Genomic DNA, 17,811 nt, shown 5'->3' with positions numbered 1-17,811 from the left:
CGGTCAGTCGTTGACGTCGGCGCGGTAGAAGTTGATGTACGACCGGCTCGGAGTCGGGCCGCGCTGCCCCTGATAATGCGATCCGAGTTCGCCGGAACCATACGGATGATCGGCGGGCGAGCTCAGTGAGAAGAAGCACATCTGGCCGATCTTCATACCCGGCCACAGTTTCACCGGCAGCGTGCTGACGTTGGACAGCTCCAGCGTGATATGCCCTTCGAATCCGGGGTCGATGAATCCGGCGGTGGAGTGGGTGAGAATACCCAGACGGCCCAGCGAGCTCTTGCCTTCGAGCCGCGCGGCGATGGAGGCGTCAAGCTTCACGTATTCCCATGTGGAGCCGAGGATGAATTCGCCGGGGTGCAGGATCCACGGTTCGTCCGCGGGCACCTCGAACTGCTCGGTGAGATCGCCCTGATTCTCGGCCGGATCGACGTAGGTGTACTTGTGGCTGTTGAATACGCGGAAGAACCGGTCGAGACGAACGTCGACCGAAGCCGGCTGCACCATTTCCGGGGTCCAGGGCGTCAGCGAGATGTTGCCGTTCTCCTGAGCGGCCAGGATATCGTGATCGCTAAGCAGCATGAATGTTTCTCCTTACGCGGGTTTCCTCGTGCGGGTCTGCGTGCCTTCTCCCCGGCGCGGATGCGGAGACCCTGACGCGAATGAGGAGATCGTTGCGCGGCGAACCCCGCACTGTGCAACGCTTCCTGTGCCACAAGTCTAGTGGGTCGATAGGAAACCTTGGAACACCTGGGCTGCGGGTGTTGCCGCGAAGGCGGTCGGCTTGCCTATGCGGATTAACTTGCCGGTACGGATCGGTTCACGACCGCGCGACTTTCCGCGAGCGCCCCAGCAGTGCGGTGCAGATCAGCAGTCCGACGGCGAAGAGCGTGCCGGCGAGCAGCCCGGAATGCAGGTTGCCGTTGTTGGCGGATGCGACCAGTCCGACGACGGCCGGGCCGGCCGAGCAGCCGAGATCGCCCGCGACGGCGAACAGGGCGAACATCAGTGTGCCGCCGCCCGGCATTCGTTCCGCGGCCAGGGAGAACGTGCCCGGCCACATGATGCCCACCGTGAATCCGGTGAACGCGCATCCGAGCAGGCCGAGAATCGGCATGGGGGAGAGTGCGGCGAGCAGATACATTGCGACGCACAGCACCGCGCTGCCGGCGATGCAGATACGAAGGTTGATCTTGCGGCCGATGATGCCGTACAGGGTACGTGAAAGCGCCATGGTAAGCGCGAAGGCTGCGGGACCGGCGAGGTCGCCGATGGTTTTACTCACGCCGAGGCCGGTTTCGGCGAAGGCGGACGCCCATTGCGCCATGCCCTGTTCCGCGGCTCCCGCGCACAGCATCATGACGAACAGCAGGTAGAACAGCGGCTTGCGCAACAGGGTGCCCGTGCGCATGTGTTCCACGCCTTCGGGGATGATTTCGGGCATCGGGGCCTTGGCGAACATGACGATTCCGGCAAGGGGAATCAACGCCCACAGGCAGGCAAGATACGGCCATGCGTCGATGCCGAATACGGCGAAGAACAGGGTCGAGACGCCTACGGTGGCGAGCTGGCCCCAACAGTAGAACGAATGCAGCAGACTCATGGCCTGCGCCTTGTGTCGGGTGGGGCAGGCCTCCACGATCGGTGAGACCATCACTTCGATCAGGCCGCCACCGATGGCATACAGGAAGATCGATGTCAGCAAGGCTGCGTAGGGGTCGGCGACATGCTGCGGTAGTATGCCCAGAGACACGAGGCCCACCGCGGCGCAGACGTGCGCGGCGACGATGCAGCGCTTGTAGCCGATGCGATCCACGTATTTGCCGGCGAGGACGTCCACGATCAGCTGGGTGATGAAGTTCACCGTGATCAGGCCGGACAGTTCGGTGAGCGACATGTGCAGAGAGGTGCTGAGCGTGACGAACAGCAGCGGCAGAAAATTGTTCACCACCGCCTGGGTGACATACCCGTTGAAACAGGCCACCACTGTGCGGTCGTAGTTCGGGGGCGTGGCGTTCCCCGTGGCGATGCGATTCGCTGCATGCGGCGATCTGGCTTGTTGCGTCATAAGGCCTCGGATAACTGTCGTTGTTCGGAAGGGTTGTGGTTTCGCACAGTGTAACTCATGGTTTGAACGATCAAATTACAGGTGGGCCGAGGGCCGGCGCACATCAGAATTGATAGCCTTACTCCGCGGGTTCCATCTCCCAGACTGCGCTGAGGACGTGCTGGGTGGCGGCCAGATCGGTGTCGGCCTTATGCGCGGCGACGACGAGGCACTGGATGGCCGCGAGCACGTCGCAGGGCAGCCGTGACTGGTCCGCCACCCGTGCCGTGCGGCCGGGACTGGTGACGATCAGACCGTTCGACTCCAGTTCCTCGTAGGCGTGCTTCACGGAATTCGCGGAAACGTCGAGACTCCTTGCAAGCTGCCGTATGGATGGCAGGGGAGAGCCGGCCTCCATCAGCCCGGAGCGAATCAGACCTTCGAACCGCATGTAGATCTGATTGAATACCGGCGTGGGGTCGCTGCGGTCGATGGTGAACGTCATACGGTCCTTGATCCTTTCCGGAAGCCCGTCGGAAATCCTGCTCAACTGTATCTCTGTGATAATACAGTTGGGTGCCGTCTTTTGTTGGAATATCAACGTTTTGCGGGGCTGCTTCTCTTAGGGCAAAGCATGTCGGAACCCTCGAGCGACAATACCAACGGAAGGTAATACGTCCGATCGAAAACCAACAAGACCAATAGGAGGAATCATGACTCAGCTGCTGTTCGTGGTGGGCTCGCTGCGCAAGAACGGGTTCAACCTTCAGCTCGCCGAAGAGGCCAAGAAGCTCATCGGCGACCGCGCCGAAGTGAAGTTCCTGGACTACACCGCCGTGCCGTTCTTCAACCAGGACGACGAATATCCGGCTCCGGACGCCGTCTCCGCCGTGCGTCGTGAGGTCGTGCTCGCCGATGGCGTGTGGATCTTCTCCCCGGAGTACAACTACAGCTACCCGGGCGTGCTGAAGAACCTGCTCGACTGGCTGTCCCGCCCGCTGGAGCCGTACCCGGCCGAGTCCGCTTCCGTGCTCGCCGGCAAGAAGATCGCGCTGAGCTCCGTTTCCGGCCAGTCCGCCGGTGCCGGCACTCGCGGCAAGCTCACCGAGGTGCTCGGCTTCAACAAGGCCGAACTGCTTGACGATCAGCTGGGCGTGGTACTCGCTCCCGAAGCCTGGGGCAACGGCGAGCTGGGCCTGACCGACGCCGATCGCGAAAAGCTGGGCGCTCAGGCTGACGCCTTCCTGAAGTTCGTCGCCGAGTGATTCACGGGTGATTCGTCGGTAGTGCACTGCCGACACCGTATAAGTCGGTATTGCGATAAGGTGGGCCATTCCCGAAAGGGGGTGGCCCACCTTGGTTGTTGTACACGGCACGGTTTGATCTGATTCGGTCTGATCTGCTTGATCTGTCTGAATCGTTCACCGCTGAAGCAGCGGAATATACTCCCCGTAACCCTCGGCGGCCATCCGATCAAGCGGCACGAATCGCAGCGAAGCGGAGTTCATGCAGTATCGGTGTCCGCCCAGTTCAGCCGGACCGTCATCGAAAACATGACCGAGATGAATCTGCGTGTCCGCCGTACGGATCTCGATGCGAGGCCTTCCGGGAACACGATCATCCTCATGCTCGGTGACGAGATCGGGACGGATCGGCTTCGAAAAAGCGGGCCATCCGCAACCGGAGTCGAATTTATCGGTGGAAAGGAACAACGGTTCGCCGCTGACGATATCCACGTAGATGCCCGGCTCGAAGGTGTGGTCGTATTCGTTGACGAACGGCCGTTCCGTGGCGGCATGCTGCGTGACCGCGAACTGTTCGAGCGTTAGATCCCAGATGCGTTCGACATACCGTTGGCGATTGCGGACGTTGGCGATCTTGCTTAGCGGAATATGACAGTATCCGCCGGGATTCTTGTCGAGATAATCCTGATGGTACGGTTCGGCCGGATAGAAATTGCGCAGCGGCTCGATCAGCACGGCCGGTCGGCGAGGTTCGCGGTCGATGAGCTGTTCGATCGCGGCGATGTAGACGTCGCGCTGATCATCGTCCGTGTAGAACATGCCGGTCCGATATTGACGGCCGGTATCGTTGCCTTGCCGGTCCACGGAGAACGGGTCGATCACCTCCAGGAACAGCAGGCTCAGCGTGCGTAGCGTCACACGGGTCGGATCGAACCGCACGAGCACGGTTTCCGTGGCGTCGGTCGTGCCGGAACAGACCTGCTCGTACGTGGGATTCGGGGTGTTGGACTGTGCGTAGCCGACCGTGGTGGCTGTGACGCCGTCCACGTTGCTGAAATATCGTTCCAGTCCCCAGAAGCAGCCGCCGGCGAAGTAGGCGGTCTGGTCCGTTGATTGCGGGGTTGTCGGCTGTGCGATTCGGGACGCATCCTGTGTCATCTGATCACTGTTTTCGCTCATACGGCCAGTCTACGATCCTGATTGGTTTGGGGCGGGTTTCGTGGTTGGGCATGAGCGGTTTGGGCCGGGAAAGTTTTTTGGGGGGTGTGAGTGGTTTGGACTCAGACGGTTTGGATATGGCGTTCTCGACACGCTCCGGGCCGCTCGGGCCAAGTCCTTACGGTCGAGAACACCATATCCCAACCTTGATTGCCGCTGCCTGATCCCCTCACGCGGTCTGTTCGGGCTTCCTGCATATTCTGTGCCGACGTAGGCGGTTCGGGACGGTCCGAACGCCGTCACATGGAACAGGTACCGTCACATGGCGCGGGTACCGTCACATGGTGCACCCATTCCGTGTGACGCAGTGATCAAACCCTTGATATTCCAACGTTTTTACGGGTGCGTCACATGGTGCACCCATTCCGTGTGACGCGAAATGGCCCGCGTGACGGTATCGGAAGCTGGTGCTGCTGGGTCTGTCGGGCGTCGTCTCGTCCTCGGCCAGCGCGGCGTCGCGTTCGGCCTGCTCCCCGGTCATGCCGACCAGGGCCAGCAGCTCATCGTCATGCCTGCTCGTGCTCATCGTCCGCTCCTTAGCCTGTCGATCTCGTTGAGGAACTTCCGGTTATAGGGGTTATAGCCCAGATTTTGTCACCATTGTTATCGCCAAAACGCTCGGCTTGAAAAAAGAAAAAGACCGAAAGCGTTGAAATACCAACACTTCCGGTCCTTGTTCAATCGTGCGAGCGGGGGGAGTTGAACCCCCACGAGCATACACTCACTGCCACCTGAAGACAGCGCGTCTACCATTCCGCCACGCTCGCAGACAAACAGTTAATTTAGCATCGGCTTTGCGAATCTGGCAAATCCGAAAGCGCTTCGGCGTGTCGCGTTTGTTGGCGGGCGTCTGCGATGACCGTCGATTCCTACTGAATCACTGAGTCGTGCAGTTACTGAATCGCGGAATCGACCGCCGTCACCGCCATTCGACCCGATGTCCGGAAACCGCTTCGAAATGGTAGATCGCGCAGCCCAATCCCACATGGGCGAACAGTCCCTCGGTCGCTTCGGCGCTTACCGAACCATCCGAATGCAGTGTGAACAGGAACGGCTGCTGACTGAGCGACGTGGGGGCCAGCATCGCCGCCTCCATGCCATTGCGGAACCAGTCGGGCATCTCCTCGCCTTCGGGGACGCTGCACAGATCCTCGATCGGCTTCGTGCGGTGCTTGCCACCCGGCCGTGCGCCATGGCCGAACGCCAACACCCACACGATCTTCTCGTCGGGGCCAAGCTGCCACCAGGCGTCTGCCGAGGCGTCGGCGTTGTCGAGCACCGACCAGGACGTCTCCAGTCCAAGCTGCACGATCTTCAGCGCCAGTCGCTCACCGTAATAGCCGACCTTCTCCTGCAGCAGGATCTCACCGGGATCGGTGGCGGCCTCATCCGCAGTGCCTTCCTTGATCCAACCGGCGGTGGCGCCTTCCGCGGGAGGAACCGGAGCGCCGATCAGTGCGATCGCATTGTGCACGCCCTTGAACCGACCGTAATGCGTCTTCAGTCCGAGGAACGCGTCGTCCAGATCATGGGTCATCTGGAAGTGCAGTCCGCTTTCGGCATTGCAGGCATCGATTTCGCTCTGCAGCGCCGAAAGCGTATCGGCGTCGACCGGTTCGTCGGTGTACATGCGGATGGCGTGACGGTTCTCCATCGCTTCAAGCAGTTCCATGACGTCTCTCTTTCGTCCCCAAATGCTTACGTGCTGTTGCTGACGTGCTATGCGCTACTGCCATGGTAGGGCCAGGCATGTAAGGAACGGCTCGGCCAATGTTTCGGCTTCACCGAAAGTTCAGCTCGCGCGAAAGATCGGTAAAGCCGAAATCTATGCCGCGTCGTCCGATTGCGGATTAGCCGCGGGAGCCGTTGGCGTAGAACCGCGCCAGGGTTTCGCGCTTGAACTCGTCGAAGTATCCGCCGACGATCGATTCGCGGATGTCGTCGATCAGCTTCACGAAGAACCGCTCGTTGTGAATCGTGGCCAACGTGCAGCCGCTCATCTCGCGCGCCTTGAGCAGATGATGCAGATATGCGCGCGAATAATGCTGGCAGGTGTAGCAGTCGCAGCCCTCCTCAAGCGGGCGGAAATCGCGCTTCAGCGCGGCGCGCAGCACGTTCCAGCGTCCGTCTCGCGTGTAGATCGCGCCGTTGCGGGCCGTGCGGGCGGGGGCCACGCAGTCGAAGGTGTCGCCGCCGTTCTCCACACCGGCGAAGATATCGTCCACCGCGGCGATGCCGAGAACGTGACGCGGCCGCAATTCCGGCATTTCATCGCAGATCCATGCGCAGGTGTTGCCGAGCAGTCGCTTTTCGATCGCTCCGCCGATGCCCACGCCGTCGAAGTCCAGCGAGGCGATCTGCCGGGCCGCGTGCCGGCGCAGATCCTCGTAGTTCGCGCCCTGCACCACGCCGAACAGCGCCTGATACGGCTTGCCGGTGCGGGCGGCGGTGAGCCGCTGATGCTCGGCCACGCAACGCTTCGCCCAGCGGTAGGTGCGCTCCACCGACTGCTCCTGATACGACCGTGTGTTCATCAGCGTGGTCAGCTCGTCGAAGGCGAACATGATGTCCGCGCCGAGCTTGTGCTGGATGCCCATCGAGATTTCGGCGCTGAATCGGTGCACGTCGCCGTTAAGGGGGGATTTGAACGTCACGCCGTCCTCGTCCACGAAAGCCCGGCGCTCCTTGCCTTCGGCGATCACGTCATCGGATTTCAACCCGGTGACGTCCATGGCCAGCGTCTTCTTGAACCCGGCTCCCAGTGAAAGCACCTGGAATCCACCGGAATCGGTGAAGGTGGGGCCGTTCCAGTTCATGAACTTCGCAAGCCCGCCGGCTTCGTCGAGAATATCCTCGCCGGGACGTTCGAACAGGTGAAATGCGTTGGCCAGCGTGCACTGAGCGCCGAGATCAACCAGCTGCTCGGGCAGCATGGCCTTCATGGTGGCCTGCGTGGCCACGGGTACGAATGCGGGGGTCTGGATATCGCCGTGGGGGGTGTGGAGAATGCCGGCCCGGCCATGACGGAAGCCATCGCGGCCCAGCCCGTCCGCGGTGGGGTCGAGCCGTCGAACGACTTCGAAGCCGAAGGCGGATCGATCGCCCGGAAGCCCATTCTGGGCGCCACGGGGATGATCGACGAGGGCCGCGGCTTCGGGGGAGCCGGCGGCAACCGAGGCGGAGACCAAGGATGGCGCCAAGGATGGCGAAGTCGCCGGTACGAGCGACGTGGTGTCGGTTGTATTCGTTGCGTCAGTCATGATCACCACTCTAGGCTATGGCTGGTCAGGGTTATGGCTGGTCAGGGTTTACAGAACCGGCGGATCATTCGAGGAATCCGAGCAAGTCGGAAGAGTATTCGAGAATATCTTTCAACGAACGTTCAGGAAACTTCCAGAGCCGCGGTCTTTACTCTGTAGGTAGCCGTAAAGAACAGCAGCGGAACACCCATGCGGACGCAGGGTTTCGCGCGCGGGGGATGGCGGGATCTCAAACGACCACAGGCCCCTACGAATGATGAAGGAGCAGCAATGGCTGAGAACAACAGCAATCCCAATGATTGGGATCCGCGTAACGGCGGACAGCAGCAGCCGGGCCGAGCCGAGCAGGGGGAAGCCGGTAACGCCCCGGCAAACGCGGGTAGTGCCGCCGACGCCAACGTCGACGCCAACAACGTCAATACTTCCAATTCGAAGCCGGTGATTCCGGACGCCGAGCGCACCACGATCCAGCAGCCGCTCAGCGAACAGCCCACCGAGGCGATCACGCCGGTGTCGCAGCGGGACGCGCAGGAAACCCAGGCTCTGCCGCAGCCGCCGGCTCGGCCTGCCGCACCGCAGGATGCCGCGCCGTCGCTGCCGCTGAATCCGTTCGGGCAGAACGTGAATACTCGACCGGCTCAGTCACCGCAGCCGCCGGCCCCGGCTTCCAACCCCAATACTCCGACTCCCGGCAATGCCCCCGGCGTCAGCTCCAATTCCCCGTACCGGCCGGCACCGCTGTACGGTGCGTACGGTCCGATCCCGGAGGAGACCCGTCGCGAGCAGGAGGCGCAGAACCAGCAGCAGGGGCAGTCGTCCTCACAGAACGACCAGAATGGCCAGTCCGGCCATCCGATCCGGGACTTCTTCGGCATCCAGACCGGCAATGACAACAACGGCAACAACGGCAACGGCGGTCAGCAGAACCGGCAGGGCAATGCCCCGTACAATCCGTTCCAGAATCCGCAGAACAATCCGCAGAACCGCAATGCCGGAATGAACGCCGGCAACGGCAATCCGAACGCCGGTGGCCCGGCAGGCCCCGGTGCGCCCAACATGCCCGGTGCCCCCAACGTTCCGGGCGGTTCCGGCAACGGCATGCCCAACGGGACTCCGAACGGCGGTCAGGCCGGCGGAGGCAGGTCCGGTATGGTTTCCATCGTCACCGCCGTCATCGCGGCCGTGGTGGCCGTGGCGGTGAGTCTCGGCATCGGATTCGCGGCGCTCACCGCGGGCTGGGTGCAGGTGCCTACCTCCGGATCGCTGTCGTCGCTGAACTCCAACTCCTCCGGCAGCGGAACGGCGAAGGTGGAATCCGGTGAGTCCCCCGACTGGCAGACCGTGGCCAAGAACGTCTCCGGATCCGTGGTCGCCATCCAGACCCAGGTGAGCTCGAACGGCCAGACCGGCGTGGCCAAGGGCTCCGGCGCGATCATTAGCAAGAACGGTGACATCGTCACCAACAACCACGTCGTCTCCGGCGCTTCGCAGATCATGGTGACGCTTTCCAACGGCAACCTGTACGAAGCCAAGGTCGTCGGCACCGACGTGACCACCGATCTGGCCGTGATCAGGCTGCAGAACCCGCCGAGCGACCTGACCGTCGCCCAGTTCGCGGATTCCGACGAACTGGCCGTCGGCGAGAACGTGATGGCCATCGGCAACCCGCTGGGCTACGAGAACACCGCCACCACCGGCATCGTCTCCGCGCTGAACCGTCCGGTGACTGTGATGGACGACGACAACAACGAGATCGTCACCAACGCCGTGCAGCTCGACGCCGCGATCAACCCCGGCAATTCGGGCGGCCCGACCTTCAACGCGGCCGGACAGATCATCGGCATCAACTCCTCGATCGCCACATCCAGCTCGTCCAGCAGCTCCAGCTCGTCCAGCGGATCGATCGGCATCGGCTTCGCGATCCCCTCGAACCTCGTCAAGCGGGTGACCGACGAGATCATCAAGAGCGGCAAGGTGCAGCATGTGGCCCTCGGCGTCACGGTGAAGACCGACACCGCCACCGCCGACGGCGTGACCCGCGCCGGCTCCGCGGTGCAGAGCGTGGTCTCCGGCGGCCCGGCCGAAAAGGCCGGCGTGAAGGCCGGCGACGTGATCGTGGGATACAACGGCAAGGCCGTGGGCTCCAACGCCTCGCTGCTCGGCTTCGTGAGAGCGACGGCCATGGGCGACACCGCCAAGCTCACCGTGGTGCGCAATGGCAAGACCGTCGAGCTCAGCGTGACGATGAACAAGGAGGAAAGCGCGGTCAACGGCTCCAACCGTTCCGAATCGACCAGCCCGTTCTTCCAGAACAACGGTAACGGCAACAGCCAGAACGGCAACGGCGACAGCGGCTCCGGTAATTCCGGCAATGGCGACAGCGGATCCGGCAGCGACGGTTCCGACAACGGATACGGCGACCTGTTCGGCTGGTGATCGATGGCCGGTCCGGGACTGGGGGCTGGCGGAGTCGATTGATGGGGTGATGCGAGCGATACGCAGATTGAGTGGTGTTTCGCTTGCATCACCTCATCCGTCCGGCTTCGCCGGCCACCTTCCCTCAAAGGGGAAGGCCGGAACCTGGGTGGGTTCCAGTGGTCGTTGCAACACCCGGTGATCCGAAAGGGGAAGGTCGGAAAGTGGAAGGTTCGTCTTCGCCGGACACGTTCCTTTCGGAGGGAAGGTCGGGAAGGCCAGACTTCGTCGGCCACCTTCTTCGCAAGAGTGGACGGCCTACGGCCGCGGCTTTTCTGCTCGCCTGTCGGCGAGCCCTCGCCTGAAAATGCCTCTGGCATTTTCTTCACGGCTCGGCCTAAGGGGAAGGCGGGGAGGGTCGGATGCCGTGTTGTCGTGGATCATCTGGTATCGTGGCAAACGCTGAACACTGAATATCGAACATAACAGCGCAACAACTGAATATCGAACATCTTTACGCCGTGTATTGCGATCCGCTCTGGCGGAACGCAGTGGGTTAACAAGGCGTGATTGCAAAGCCGACCCGGCCTTGCGACCACGTCCATGGTTCTCACGGATCCCACGGTTTCCACGGTTCCCGTTCGCGGTTGCAGACGACATCGAGGTCGGCTCATACCAGCGTAAGGAGCATCGGATGCACAGCATCATCAATCTTTGCCGACGGGTTCCATTACTGCCGATCACCATATTCGCCGCGTTCGCCGTGGCGGGACTATGGGATTGGCGTCCGTGGCCCCGGCCGTTCTGGGTGGTCGATCCCAGCGTGGGGCAGTGGATCGTCATCATTCTGGTCGTCTACACCGTCATCGATACGTTGCGCGGGATGATCGACGACATTCGTCACGGGCATGTGGGCGTGGACGTGCTGGCCGTGGTGGCGATTCTCTCCACACTGGCCGTTCAGGAATACTGGGCGAGCTGGGCCGTGGTGCTGATGATCAGCTCCGGCGAGGCCATCGAGGAGTATGCGCAGGCCAAGGCCGAAAGCAATCTCACCGCACTGATGGCCGCCGCGCCGCAGACCGCGCATGTGATGGATCTTTCCGGCGTGGGAGGCCGTTCGGCCAAACCGTCCGGCACCGCCGCGCATGGCACGGCCGCGGACTCCCATATGCGCACGGTTCCCGTCGATCAGGTTCGCCCCGGAGACGTATTGCGCATACTGCCGGGCGAAACCGTGCCGGTGGACGGCGAACTGCTCAGCGGTACGGCCACACTGGATCTTTCGAACATCAACGGCGAGCCGGTGCCGCGCGAGGTGTTCGCCGGCGCCCGCGTGATGTCGGGCGCGGTGAACGGATCCACCGTGATCACCATGCGCGCCACCGAACTTTCCCGCGATTCCCAATACCAGCGCATTCTCGAACTCGTGCAGTCCGCCCAGAACTCGCGTGCAGCCGTGGTGAAAACCGCCGATCTGATGGCCGTGCCGTTCACCGTAATCTCGTTCGTCATCGCATGCGTGGCATGGATCGTCTCCGGCGTGCCGACACGATTCGCCCAGGTATTGGTCCTCGCCACACCCTGCCCGCTGCTCATCGCCGCGCCGGTGGCCTACATGGCCGGCACCGGGCGGCTCGCCAAGGCTGGCATTCTGGTCAAAACGCAGGAGACGCTGGAGAATCTCGGCCGGGTCTCGCATATCTTCTTCGACAAGACCGGCACCCTGACGGTCAAGAAACCACAGGTCGTGCGCGTGGACATTCCGGTCGGCGTGGTGGCGCTGCCGGATCCGGATGAGGCAGTGGCTGCGACAGTGCCAATTGCGACCGGATCGGCTGATTCGCGGAAGACGGGAAGACACCCCGCCGCACTGAACGAAGACCATATCCTCATGTTCGCCGGCGTGGTGGAAAGCTATTCCGTGCATATTCTCGCCAAAGGCATCGCGAAGGCCGGCGCCGAGGCCGTCGAACGACTTCAGTCCCGCTATGACGCCGGCCAACGGCAGTGCCCGGAGCGCAACCGGCCCGGCAGCGGCCTGCCCGAGCGAGGACGGGTGTATCCGGTGGTACGGCACATCAGCGAGGACACCGGCAACGGCGTCAGCGGCGAGGTCAACGGCCATACGGTTCGGGTCGGTCGATTCGACTTCGTCACCGAAGGCATGCGCGGTATGGGGGCGATCGCGGCACAGTTCGCCGCGCTGCCGGGCGTTGATGTGGCCGCGGCGGCCGGTCATGCCCCCACAGCGGGATCGAGCGGATTCCGATCGGTGATCATCCCGTCCGCATCGACGGGGGGAACGCGCCGGACTCCGGAAACCGTCAAGCGCGCGGATAAAGCCGCCAGTCGCGCTCGCCGTCACGCCATGCGCGACGTGCTGTTCCCGTCCGACCATTTCGCGGCTCTCGCGCCCGACGAAATGGCCGCCTACGTGGCGGTGGACGGTCGTCTCGTCGCGCGGATCGTGCTGAGGGACGTGCCGCGCGGCAATTCCCGGGAATCGTTGGCGCGACTGCGATCGATGGGCGTGGAACGGCTCTCCATGCTGACGGGCGATAAGACCGCATCGGCGACAATCATCGCCGAGGAAGTGGGCCTCGACGACGTGAAGGCGGAGCTCTTCCCCGAAGGCAAGGTGTCGGCCGTGCGCGAGGCTTCCACGGAACAGCCGAACCGACAGTCACCGTGGGACCGTGCGCTGCAGTGGTTCGCCGGAAAGAACGCCGCGAAGCCCGTGACCATGATGGTGGGCGACGGGGTGAACGACGCGCCCGTGCTGGCGGCGGCCGACATCGGCATGGCCATCACCGACGGCACGAGCACCGCAGCCTCCGAATCCGCTCAGGCGGTGATCATGAACGACGACATCGCCGGCGTGCCGAACGCGATCGCCATCGCCCGGCGAACCAAGCGGGTGATGCTGCAGGCGGTGTGCCTTGGTCTCGGATTGGCCCTGGTGGGCATGATAGCGGCCGCCTTCGATCTGATTCCGGTGGTGATCGGCGCGTTCATGCAGGAAGCCATCGACGTGGTGAGCATCCTGTGGGCGCTGACGGCGCTGATCGATCGGGACTAATCACCCCACCGGGACATCCCACCGGGACACCCCACCGGGACATCCCACCGGGACACCCCACCGGGACACCCCACCGGGACACCCCACCGGGACGACAACCGTCTGCCGCTCACACAGTGATCTCGCCGGCGATGGATTTCGGGATCCATTCGGCGAGATCACGGCCGCGCAGACCCTGCGAAAGCAGGAACACGATCTTCGCGTAGGCGGCCTCCAGCGTCATGTCTCCCGTGCCGATGGCTCCCGCCCGGGCGATCGCATCCCCGGCCTCGTAATGGCCGAGCAGCACGCGCGCCTGCTGACACTGCGAGGCCACCACCACGGGAATGCCTTCGCCGAGCAGACCGGCGAACACGTCGGTGAGCCCCGGCTCGTCGGCGGGCACATTGCCCACGCCGTACGCGCGAACCAATACGGCTTCCGGCCGCGGCGTGAACATGGCCTCCAACCGTGCCGCGGTGATGCCCGGCGCCATGTCGATCACCGGCACGTCGTGGCGCGTATACGGTTCGGGGTTTGCCCAGCCGTCACCGTGCCCGTCATACGGCTCCCAATGCCAGGGCGCGCCCGTCTGCGCGAGCAGTCCGACCGATGGCGCCGCGAACCCTTCGAACGCCCAGGAGGAGACCTTGCTCACCCGGTTGCCGGCGATCAGGTGGTGGCCGAAAAACAGCGAAACGCCTTCCGCCCGCCCGCTCAGCACGGCGTTGAGCGCGCCGGTCACATTGGCGGTGGCGTCGGTTTCCACCATGCCGAGCGGATACTGGGATCCGGTGAACACCACCGGCTTGCCGAAACCGGTGAGTGCATACGATACGGCGGCCGAAGAGTAGCTCATCGTATCGGTGCCGTGCAGGATGATGAACGCATCGGCGTCATCGCGGTGTGCCAGCAGATCATCGACGATGGCCTGCCAGTTCTCCGGCGTGGCACACGACGAGTCGATCAGCGGGTCGAGCTGGGTGAACGACACCTGATCGGCCGAAATCTGCGTGCCGTCGATCAGCCCGTACAGCCAGCCGCGCATATCCGCGCCGGGAACGAGACCATGTGGCGAGTCGACCATGCCGATCGTGCCGCCGGTATATGTGATGTGGATGCGCATCGATCCCTCCGTTCCGCTATGCCGCGTCGGCGTCCGCGTCGAGCATGTCGTCCATCAGATTACCGTCGATGCGTCCGCGCACGTAATACCATCCGATGATCATGGCGATGACGACCACCACGAACAGGGCGAGCGTCCAACGACCGGAAGCGCTCGTGAGATTCGAAATCACCACGATGGCGAAGAAAAGCAGCGACACGTAGTTGGTGTACGGGGCGCCCGGCATCCGGTATTCCGGACGGGTCTCCTCGCCGGCCTTGACCTTCTTCAGGAACGCCAGATGCGTGACCAGGATCGCGGCCCACGTACCGGCGATGCCGATGCCGGCCAGATTCATGATGATCTCGAAGGCGTCGGCGGGCAGTACGGCGTTGAGCACCACGCCGATCAGGCCAAGGGCGGAGGTGATGATGATGCCGCCGTACGGAATGTGATGCTTGTTCATACGGGCGGCGAACTTCGGGCCGGAACCGGCCACAGCCATGGACCGCAGCGTACGGCCGGTGGCATACAGGCCGGCGTTCAGCGACGACAGGGCCGCGGTGAGCACGACCACCTGGATCACGTCGCCGGCGTGCGGAATGCCGATGCCGGAGAAGAACGTGACGAACGGGGATTCGTTCGAGGAGTACGCGGTGTATGGCAGGACCAGCGACATCAGAATCACCGAACCGACGTAGAACACGAAGATGCGGATGATCATCGAATTGATGGCCTTCGGCAGCACCTGTTTGGCCTCCTTGGCCTCGCCGGCCGCGACGCCGACCATCTCGGTGCCGCCGAACGCGAACACCACGCCCAGCGTAAGAGCGAACACCGGAGCGATGCCCATCGGGAAGAAGCCGCCATGCTCGGTGATGTTGGCCAGACCGGCGTGAGCCTCGCCCACCGGCGCACCCGTGACGATGGCCCAGATGGCGATGACCATGAACGCGATGATGGTGAACACCTTGATCGCGGCGAACCAGAATTCGGCCTCGCCGAACATCTTCACGCTCAGCATGTTGAGTACGAACACCAAGGCCAGCGCGGCAAGTGCCAGCACCCACTGCGGGATCACGGTGAACGCCTGCCAGTAGTGGAAGTACACGGCCACGGCGGTGATGTCGGCCATTACGGTGGTGGACCAGTCGAGGAAGAACAGCCAGCCTGTGATGTAGGCGCCCTTCTCGCCGAGGAACTCGCGGGCGTAGGAGACGAATGCGCCGGATGACGGGCGGCGGATCGCCAGCTCGCCGAGCGCGCGCACCATCAGGAACGCGAAGATGCCGCAGACCGCGTAGGCGATCGTCAGGCCCGCGCCGCCCTGCGAAAGACGGCCGCCGGCGCCAAGGAACAGTCCGGTGCCGATCGAACCGCCGATGGCGATCATCTGAATGTGCCGGGGCTTGAGATCCTTCGCATAACCGGCGTCGCTTTTATCATGTGTGACATGACCGTGGCCGGCGGCCGCAGTCCCCTCTTCGTTCTTCTCTGTCATGACATGTCCTTATATCGGGTGATATCGGTGTCCGTATCGCCTGCCGGTGGATGTATGGTAAATGGAAACCGTCGTGCCGGCAAACGGTGCATAATCATAGGACGGGCGATGGTCGTCGTTGTTACGGTTGCTTTACCGGCCGCTGTCAGTCTGGTGCTGCCGGTCCGGTGTCTCCAATTCCGCACCTCCACGGCAGGGGTGTTCTGTCGGGGCTGTCCGGACGGTGGTGCGGAACGCTGCCGACGTTCCGTGCAAATCCGTCGATTTTTGCCCTGTTCCGTAGACGTCAAATGCGTTACCCTGTAAGGCGTGACTGAAACGAATACTTCCAATGAATCCCTGCGCCCGCTGCGCATCGCCGTCATCGGCTCCGGCCCCGCAGGCGTGTACTCCTCCGACATCCTGCTCAAGCAGCTTGCCAAGCGTGCCGGTGAGCTCGGTCTGCCCGCCGAGGCCCGCATCGATCTGTTCGAAAAGCTGCCCGTGCCGTTCGGCCTGGTGCGCTACGGCGTGGCCCCCGACCACCCGTCGATCAAGTTCATCGCCGGCGCTCTGGAGAAGACGCTCGACAATCCGAACATCCACCTGTACTGCGATGTGGAATTCGGCAAGGACGTCACCCTCGACGAACTGCTGGAACGCTACGATGCCGTACTGTTCGCCACCGGCGCCGTGAAGGACAAGCCGCTGAACCTGCCCGGCGCGGACCTCGACGGCGTGTACGGTGCCGCGAAGTTCGTGGAATGGTACGACGGATACCCCACCGGCGCCCGCACCTGGCCGCTGACGGCCGAGAACGTGGCCGTGATCGGCGGCGGCAACGTGGCCATGGACGTGGCCCGCGAACTGATGCGCAACGCCGACGACCTCGCCGCGAAAACCGACATCCCCGACAACGTGTACGAGGGCATCAAGGCCAACAAGGCCAAGGTGCTGCACCTGTTCATCCGCCGCGGCGTGGCCCAGGCCAAGTTCTCGGTGCAGGAGCTGCGCGAGATGGAGAAGCTGCCCGGCGTGCAGCTGATCATCAACGAGGACGATTTCGACCTCGACGACGAGACCATCGAGGTGGCCGGCAAGGACAAGCTCACCCGTCAGATGGTGGAGGAGCTGTTCGCGATCCGCGAGATGGCCGAGGACATGGAGGACGACGGCGACGTCGACTTCGAAGGCAACCCCGCCGACCGCAAATACTACGTGCACTTCAACGCCGCGCCCACCGAGATCCTCGGCGAGGACGGCAAGGTGACCGCGATCCGCGTGGAGCGCACCGAAACCGGTGCGGACGGCAGGATGCACCGCACCGGCGAGTTCGAGGACTATCCGGTCGAAGCCGTGTACCACGCGATCGGATACAAGCCGGCATCCGCGCCCGGCATCGCCTACGACGAGAAGCGCACCACGCTCGCCAATGAGGAGGGCCGCATCCTCACCGCCGTGGAGGGCGGCGAGGTTCGGCCGCGTCTGTACTCCACCGGTTGGGCCAAGCGCGGTCCGGTCGGTCTGATCGGATCGACCAAGTCCGACGCGCTGTTCATCGTGAACAACATGCTTGAGGACTTCGCCGCCACCCCGGAGCACGGTCTGCTCGCCCCCGACGCCGATCCCGAATCGATCGACCGGCTGCTGGCCGAGAAGGGCATCAGGCCGATCGACTTCGCCGGATGGAAGCGGATCGACGCCTACGAGCGTGCCGAGGGTGCCAAGCGTGGCCGTGAGCATGTGAAGGTGGTCGAGCCGGAGCAGATGCGTGCGCTCGCCCACGGCGAGTGAGTTGCGCTGATCGGCGGCGCTGATCGTGCTGATCGCTGATCGTGCTGATCGGTATTGCTGATCGGCGGTGTTGATCGGCGGTGTTGATCGGCGGGATGGGCTTATGGGCCCGTGCGGGGGTGATTGCTCCCGTACGGGCCCTTCCTGTTGCGTGCCGATTGTTGCCTTCGGCGTGTTTCCGGGA

The 17,811-nt window shown here is 63.3% G+C and carries 13 protein-coding genes and 1 tRNA gene; 4 read left to right on the top strand and 10 right to left on the bottom strand.

The window, feature by feature from the left end; all coding sequences use genetic code 11:
• Positions 1–3 precede the first annotated feature (3 nt).
• The 3 genes from dcd to Uis1B_RS08160 form a co-directional block, all read right to left on the bottom strand.
• A complete protein-coding gene (dcd, locus tag Uis1B_RS08170) occupies positions 4–585 on the bottom strand; it encodes a dCTP deaminase (RefSeq protein ID WP_101617280.1) in 582 nt (193 codons plus the stop codon).
• A 238-nt stretch (positions 586–823) separates the two neighbouring features.
• A complete protein-coding gene (locus Uis1B_RS08165) occupies positions 824–2,071 on the bottom strand; it encodes an MFS transporter (protein WP_101617278.1) in 1,248 nt (415 codons plus the stop codon).
• Positions 2,072–2,189: 118 nt separating this feature from the next.
• Positions 2,190–2,555 (bottom strand): GntR family transcriptional regulator, encoded by a 366-nt coding sequence (locus Uis1B_RS08160; protein ID WP_101617277.1) that lies wholly within the window; start codon positions 2,553–2,555, stop codon positions 2,190–2,192.
• Positions 2,556–2,763: 208 nt separating this feature from the next.
• Here Uis1B_RS08160 and Uis1B_RS08155 point away from each other — a divergent pair, with 208 nt between their 5' ends.
• On the top strand, positions 2,764–3,315 hold the full coding sequence (locus Uis1B_RS08155; RefSeq protein WP_101617275.1) for an NADPH-dependent FMN reductase: 552 nt from the start codon (positions 2,764–2,766) through the stop codon (positions 3,313–3,315).
• A 156-nt stretch (positions 3,316–3,471) separates the two neighbouring features.
• Here Uis1B_RS08155 and msrA read toward each other — a convergent pair whose 3' ends face one another.
• The 5 genes from msrA to tgt all read right to left on the bottom strand — a co-directional run bounded on the left by msrA (position 3,472) and on the right by tgt (position 7,772).
• Positions 3,472–4,452, bottom strand: coding sequence for a peptide-methionine (S)-S-oxide reductase MsrA (msrA, locus tag Uis1B_RS08150; protein WP_243390320.1), 981 nt, complete (start codon positions 4,450–4,452; stop codon positions 3,472–3,474).
• Between the two features lie 337 nt (positions 4,453–4,789).
• Complete coding sequence (locus Uis1B_RS08145; protein WP_101617271.1) at positions 4,790–5,038, bottom strand: hypothetical protein; 249 nt, start codon at positions 5,036–5,038, stop codon at positions 4,790–4,792.
• A 158-nt stretch (positions 5,039–5,196) separates the two neighbouring features.
• Positions 5,197–5,279: transfer RNA gene (locus Uis1B_RS08140), tRNA-Leu, on the bottom strand.
• A 152-nt stretch (positions 5,280–5,431) separates the two neighbouring features.
• Positions 5,432–6,184, bottom strand: coding sequence for a nitroreductase family protein (locus tag Uis1B_RS08135; RefSeq protein ID WP_101617269.1), 753 nt, complete (start codon positions 6,182–6,184; stop codon positions 5,432–5,434).
• A 178-nt stretch (positions 6,185–6,362) separates the two neighbouring features.
• The gene (tgt, locus tag Uis1B_RS08130) at positions 6,363–7,772 is read right to left on the bottom strand and encodes a tRNA guanosine(34) transglycosylase Tgt (protein WP_101617267.1); all 1,410 of its coding nucleotides are present in this window, start codon (positions 7,770–7,772) and stop codon (positions 6,363–6,365) included.
• 270 nt (positions 7,773–8,042) lie between these two features.
• On the opposite strand from tgt, the gene Uis1B_RS08125 reads away from it, so the two are divergent.
• Together Uis1B_RS08125 and Uis1B_RS08120 are read left to right on the top strand one after the other, a co-directional pair.
• Complete coding sequence (locus tag Uis1B_RS08125) at positions 8,043–10,208, top strand: S1C family serine protease (protein WP_101617264.1); 2,166 nt, start codon at positions 8,043–8,045, stop codon at positions 10,206–10,208.
• 673 nt (positions 10,209–10,881) lie between these two features.
• Complete coding sequence (locus tag Uis1B_RS08120) at positions 10,882–13,269, top strand: HAD-IC family P-type ATPase (RefSeq protein WP_165782805.1); 2,388 nt, start codon at positions 10,882–10,884, stop codon at positions 13,267–13,269.
• Positions 13,270–13,378: 109 nt separating this feature from the next.
• Here the strand turns inward: Uis1B_RS08120 and Uis1B_RS08115 are convergent, their stop codons facing one another.
• A complete protein-coding gene (locus tag Uis1B_RS08115; protein WP_101617262.1) occupies positions 13,379–14,374 on the bottom strand; it encodes an asparaginase in 996 nt (331 codons plus the stop codon).
• A 16-nt stretch (positions 14,375–14,390) separates the two neighbouring features.
• The gene (locus Uis1B_RS08110; RefSeq protein ID WP_101617260.1) at positions 14,391–15,854 is read right to left on the bottom strand and encodes an amino acid permease; all 1,464 of its coding nucleotides are present in this window, start codon (positions 15,852–15,854) and stop codon (positions 14,391–14,393) included.
• Positions 15,855–16,163: 309 nt separating this feature from the next.
• Here Uis1B_RS08110 and Uis1B_RS08105 point away from each other — a divergent pair, with 309 nt between their 5' ends.
• Positions 16,164–17,627, top strand: coding sequence for an FAD-dependent oxidoreductase (locus Uis1B_RS08105; protein WP_101617258.1), 1,464 nt, complete (start codon positions 16,164–16,166; stop codon positions 17,625–17,627).
• Positions 17,628–17,811: the final 184 nt, after the last annotated feature.

Origin of the sequence: Bifidobacterium margollesii (genome assembly GCF_002860355.1) — a bacterium.
GTDB lineage: Bacteria > Actinomycetota > Actinomycetes > Actinomycetales > Bifidobacteriaceae > Galliscardovia > Galliscardovia margollesii.
This window is presented reverse-complemented; position numbering and strand designations above follow the sequence as displayed.

What these genes read in the sequence shown, in the direction of transcription:
- dcd (WP_101617280.1), bottom strand. Translation starts at nt 585, where the DNA reads ATGCTGCTTAGCGATCACGATATCCTGGCCGCTCAGGAGAACGGCAAC.
- Uis1B_RS08165 (WP_101617278.1), bottom strand. Translation starts at nt 2,071, where the DNA reads ATGACGCAACAAGCCAGATCGCCGCATGCAGCGAATCGCATCGCCACG.
- Uis1B_RS08160 (WP_101617277.1), bottom strand. Translation starts at nt 2,555, where the DNA reads ATGACGTTCACCATCGACCGCAGCGACCCCACGCCGGTATTCAATCAG.
- Uis1B_RS08155 (WP_101617275.1), top strand. Translation starts at nt 2,764, where the DNA reads ATGACTCAGCTGCTGTTCGTGGTGGGCTCGCTGCGCAAGAACGGGTTC.
- msrA (WP_243390320.1), bottom strand. Translation starts at nt 4,452, where the DNA reads ATGACACAGGATGCGTCCCGAATCGCACAGCCGACAACCCCGCAATCA.
- Uis1B_RS08145 (WP_101617271.1), bottom strand. Translation starts at nt 5,038, where the DNA reads ATGAGCACGAGCAGGCATGACGATGAGCTGCTGGCCCTGGTCGGCATG.
- Uis1B_RS08135 (WP_101617269.1), bottom strand. Translation starts at nt 6,184, where the DNA reads ATGGAACTGCTTGAAGCGATGGAGAACCGTCACGCCATCCGCATGTAC.
- tgt (WP_101617267.1), bottom strand. Translation starts at nt 7,772, where the DNA reads ATGACTGACGCAACGAATACAACCGACACCACGTCGCTCGTACCGGCG.
- Uis1B_RS08125 (WP_101617264.1), top strand. Translation starts at nt 8,043, where the DNA reads ATGGCTGAGAACAACAGCAATCCCAATGATTGGGATCCGCGTAACGGC.
- Uis1B_RS08120 (WP_165782805.1), top strand. Translation starts at nt 10,882, where the DNA reads ATGCACAGCATCATCAATCTTTGCCGACGGGTTCCATTACTGCCGATC.
- Uis1B_RS08115 (WP_101617262.1), bottom strand. Translation starts at nt 14,374, where the DNA reads ATGCGCATCCACATCACATATACCGGCGGCACGATCGGCATGGTCGAC.
- Uis1B_RS08110 (WP_101617260.1), bottom strand. Translation starts at nt 15,854, where the DNA reads ATGACAGAGAAGAACGAAGAGGGGACTGCGGCCGCCGGCCACGGTCAT.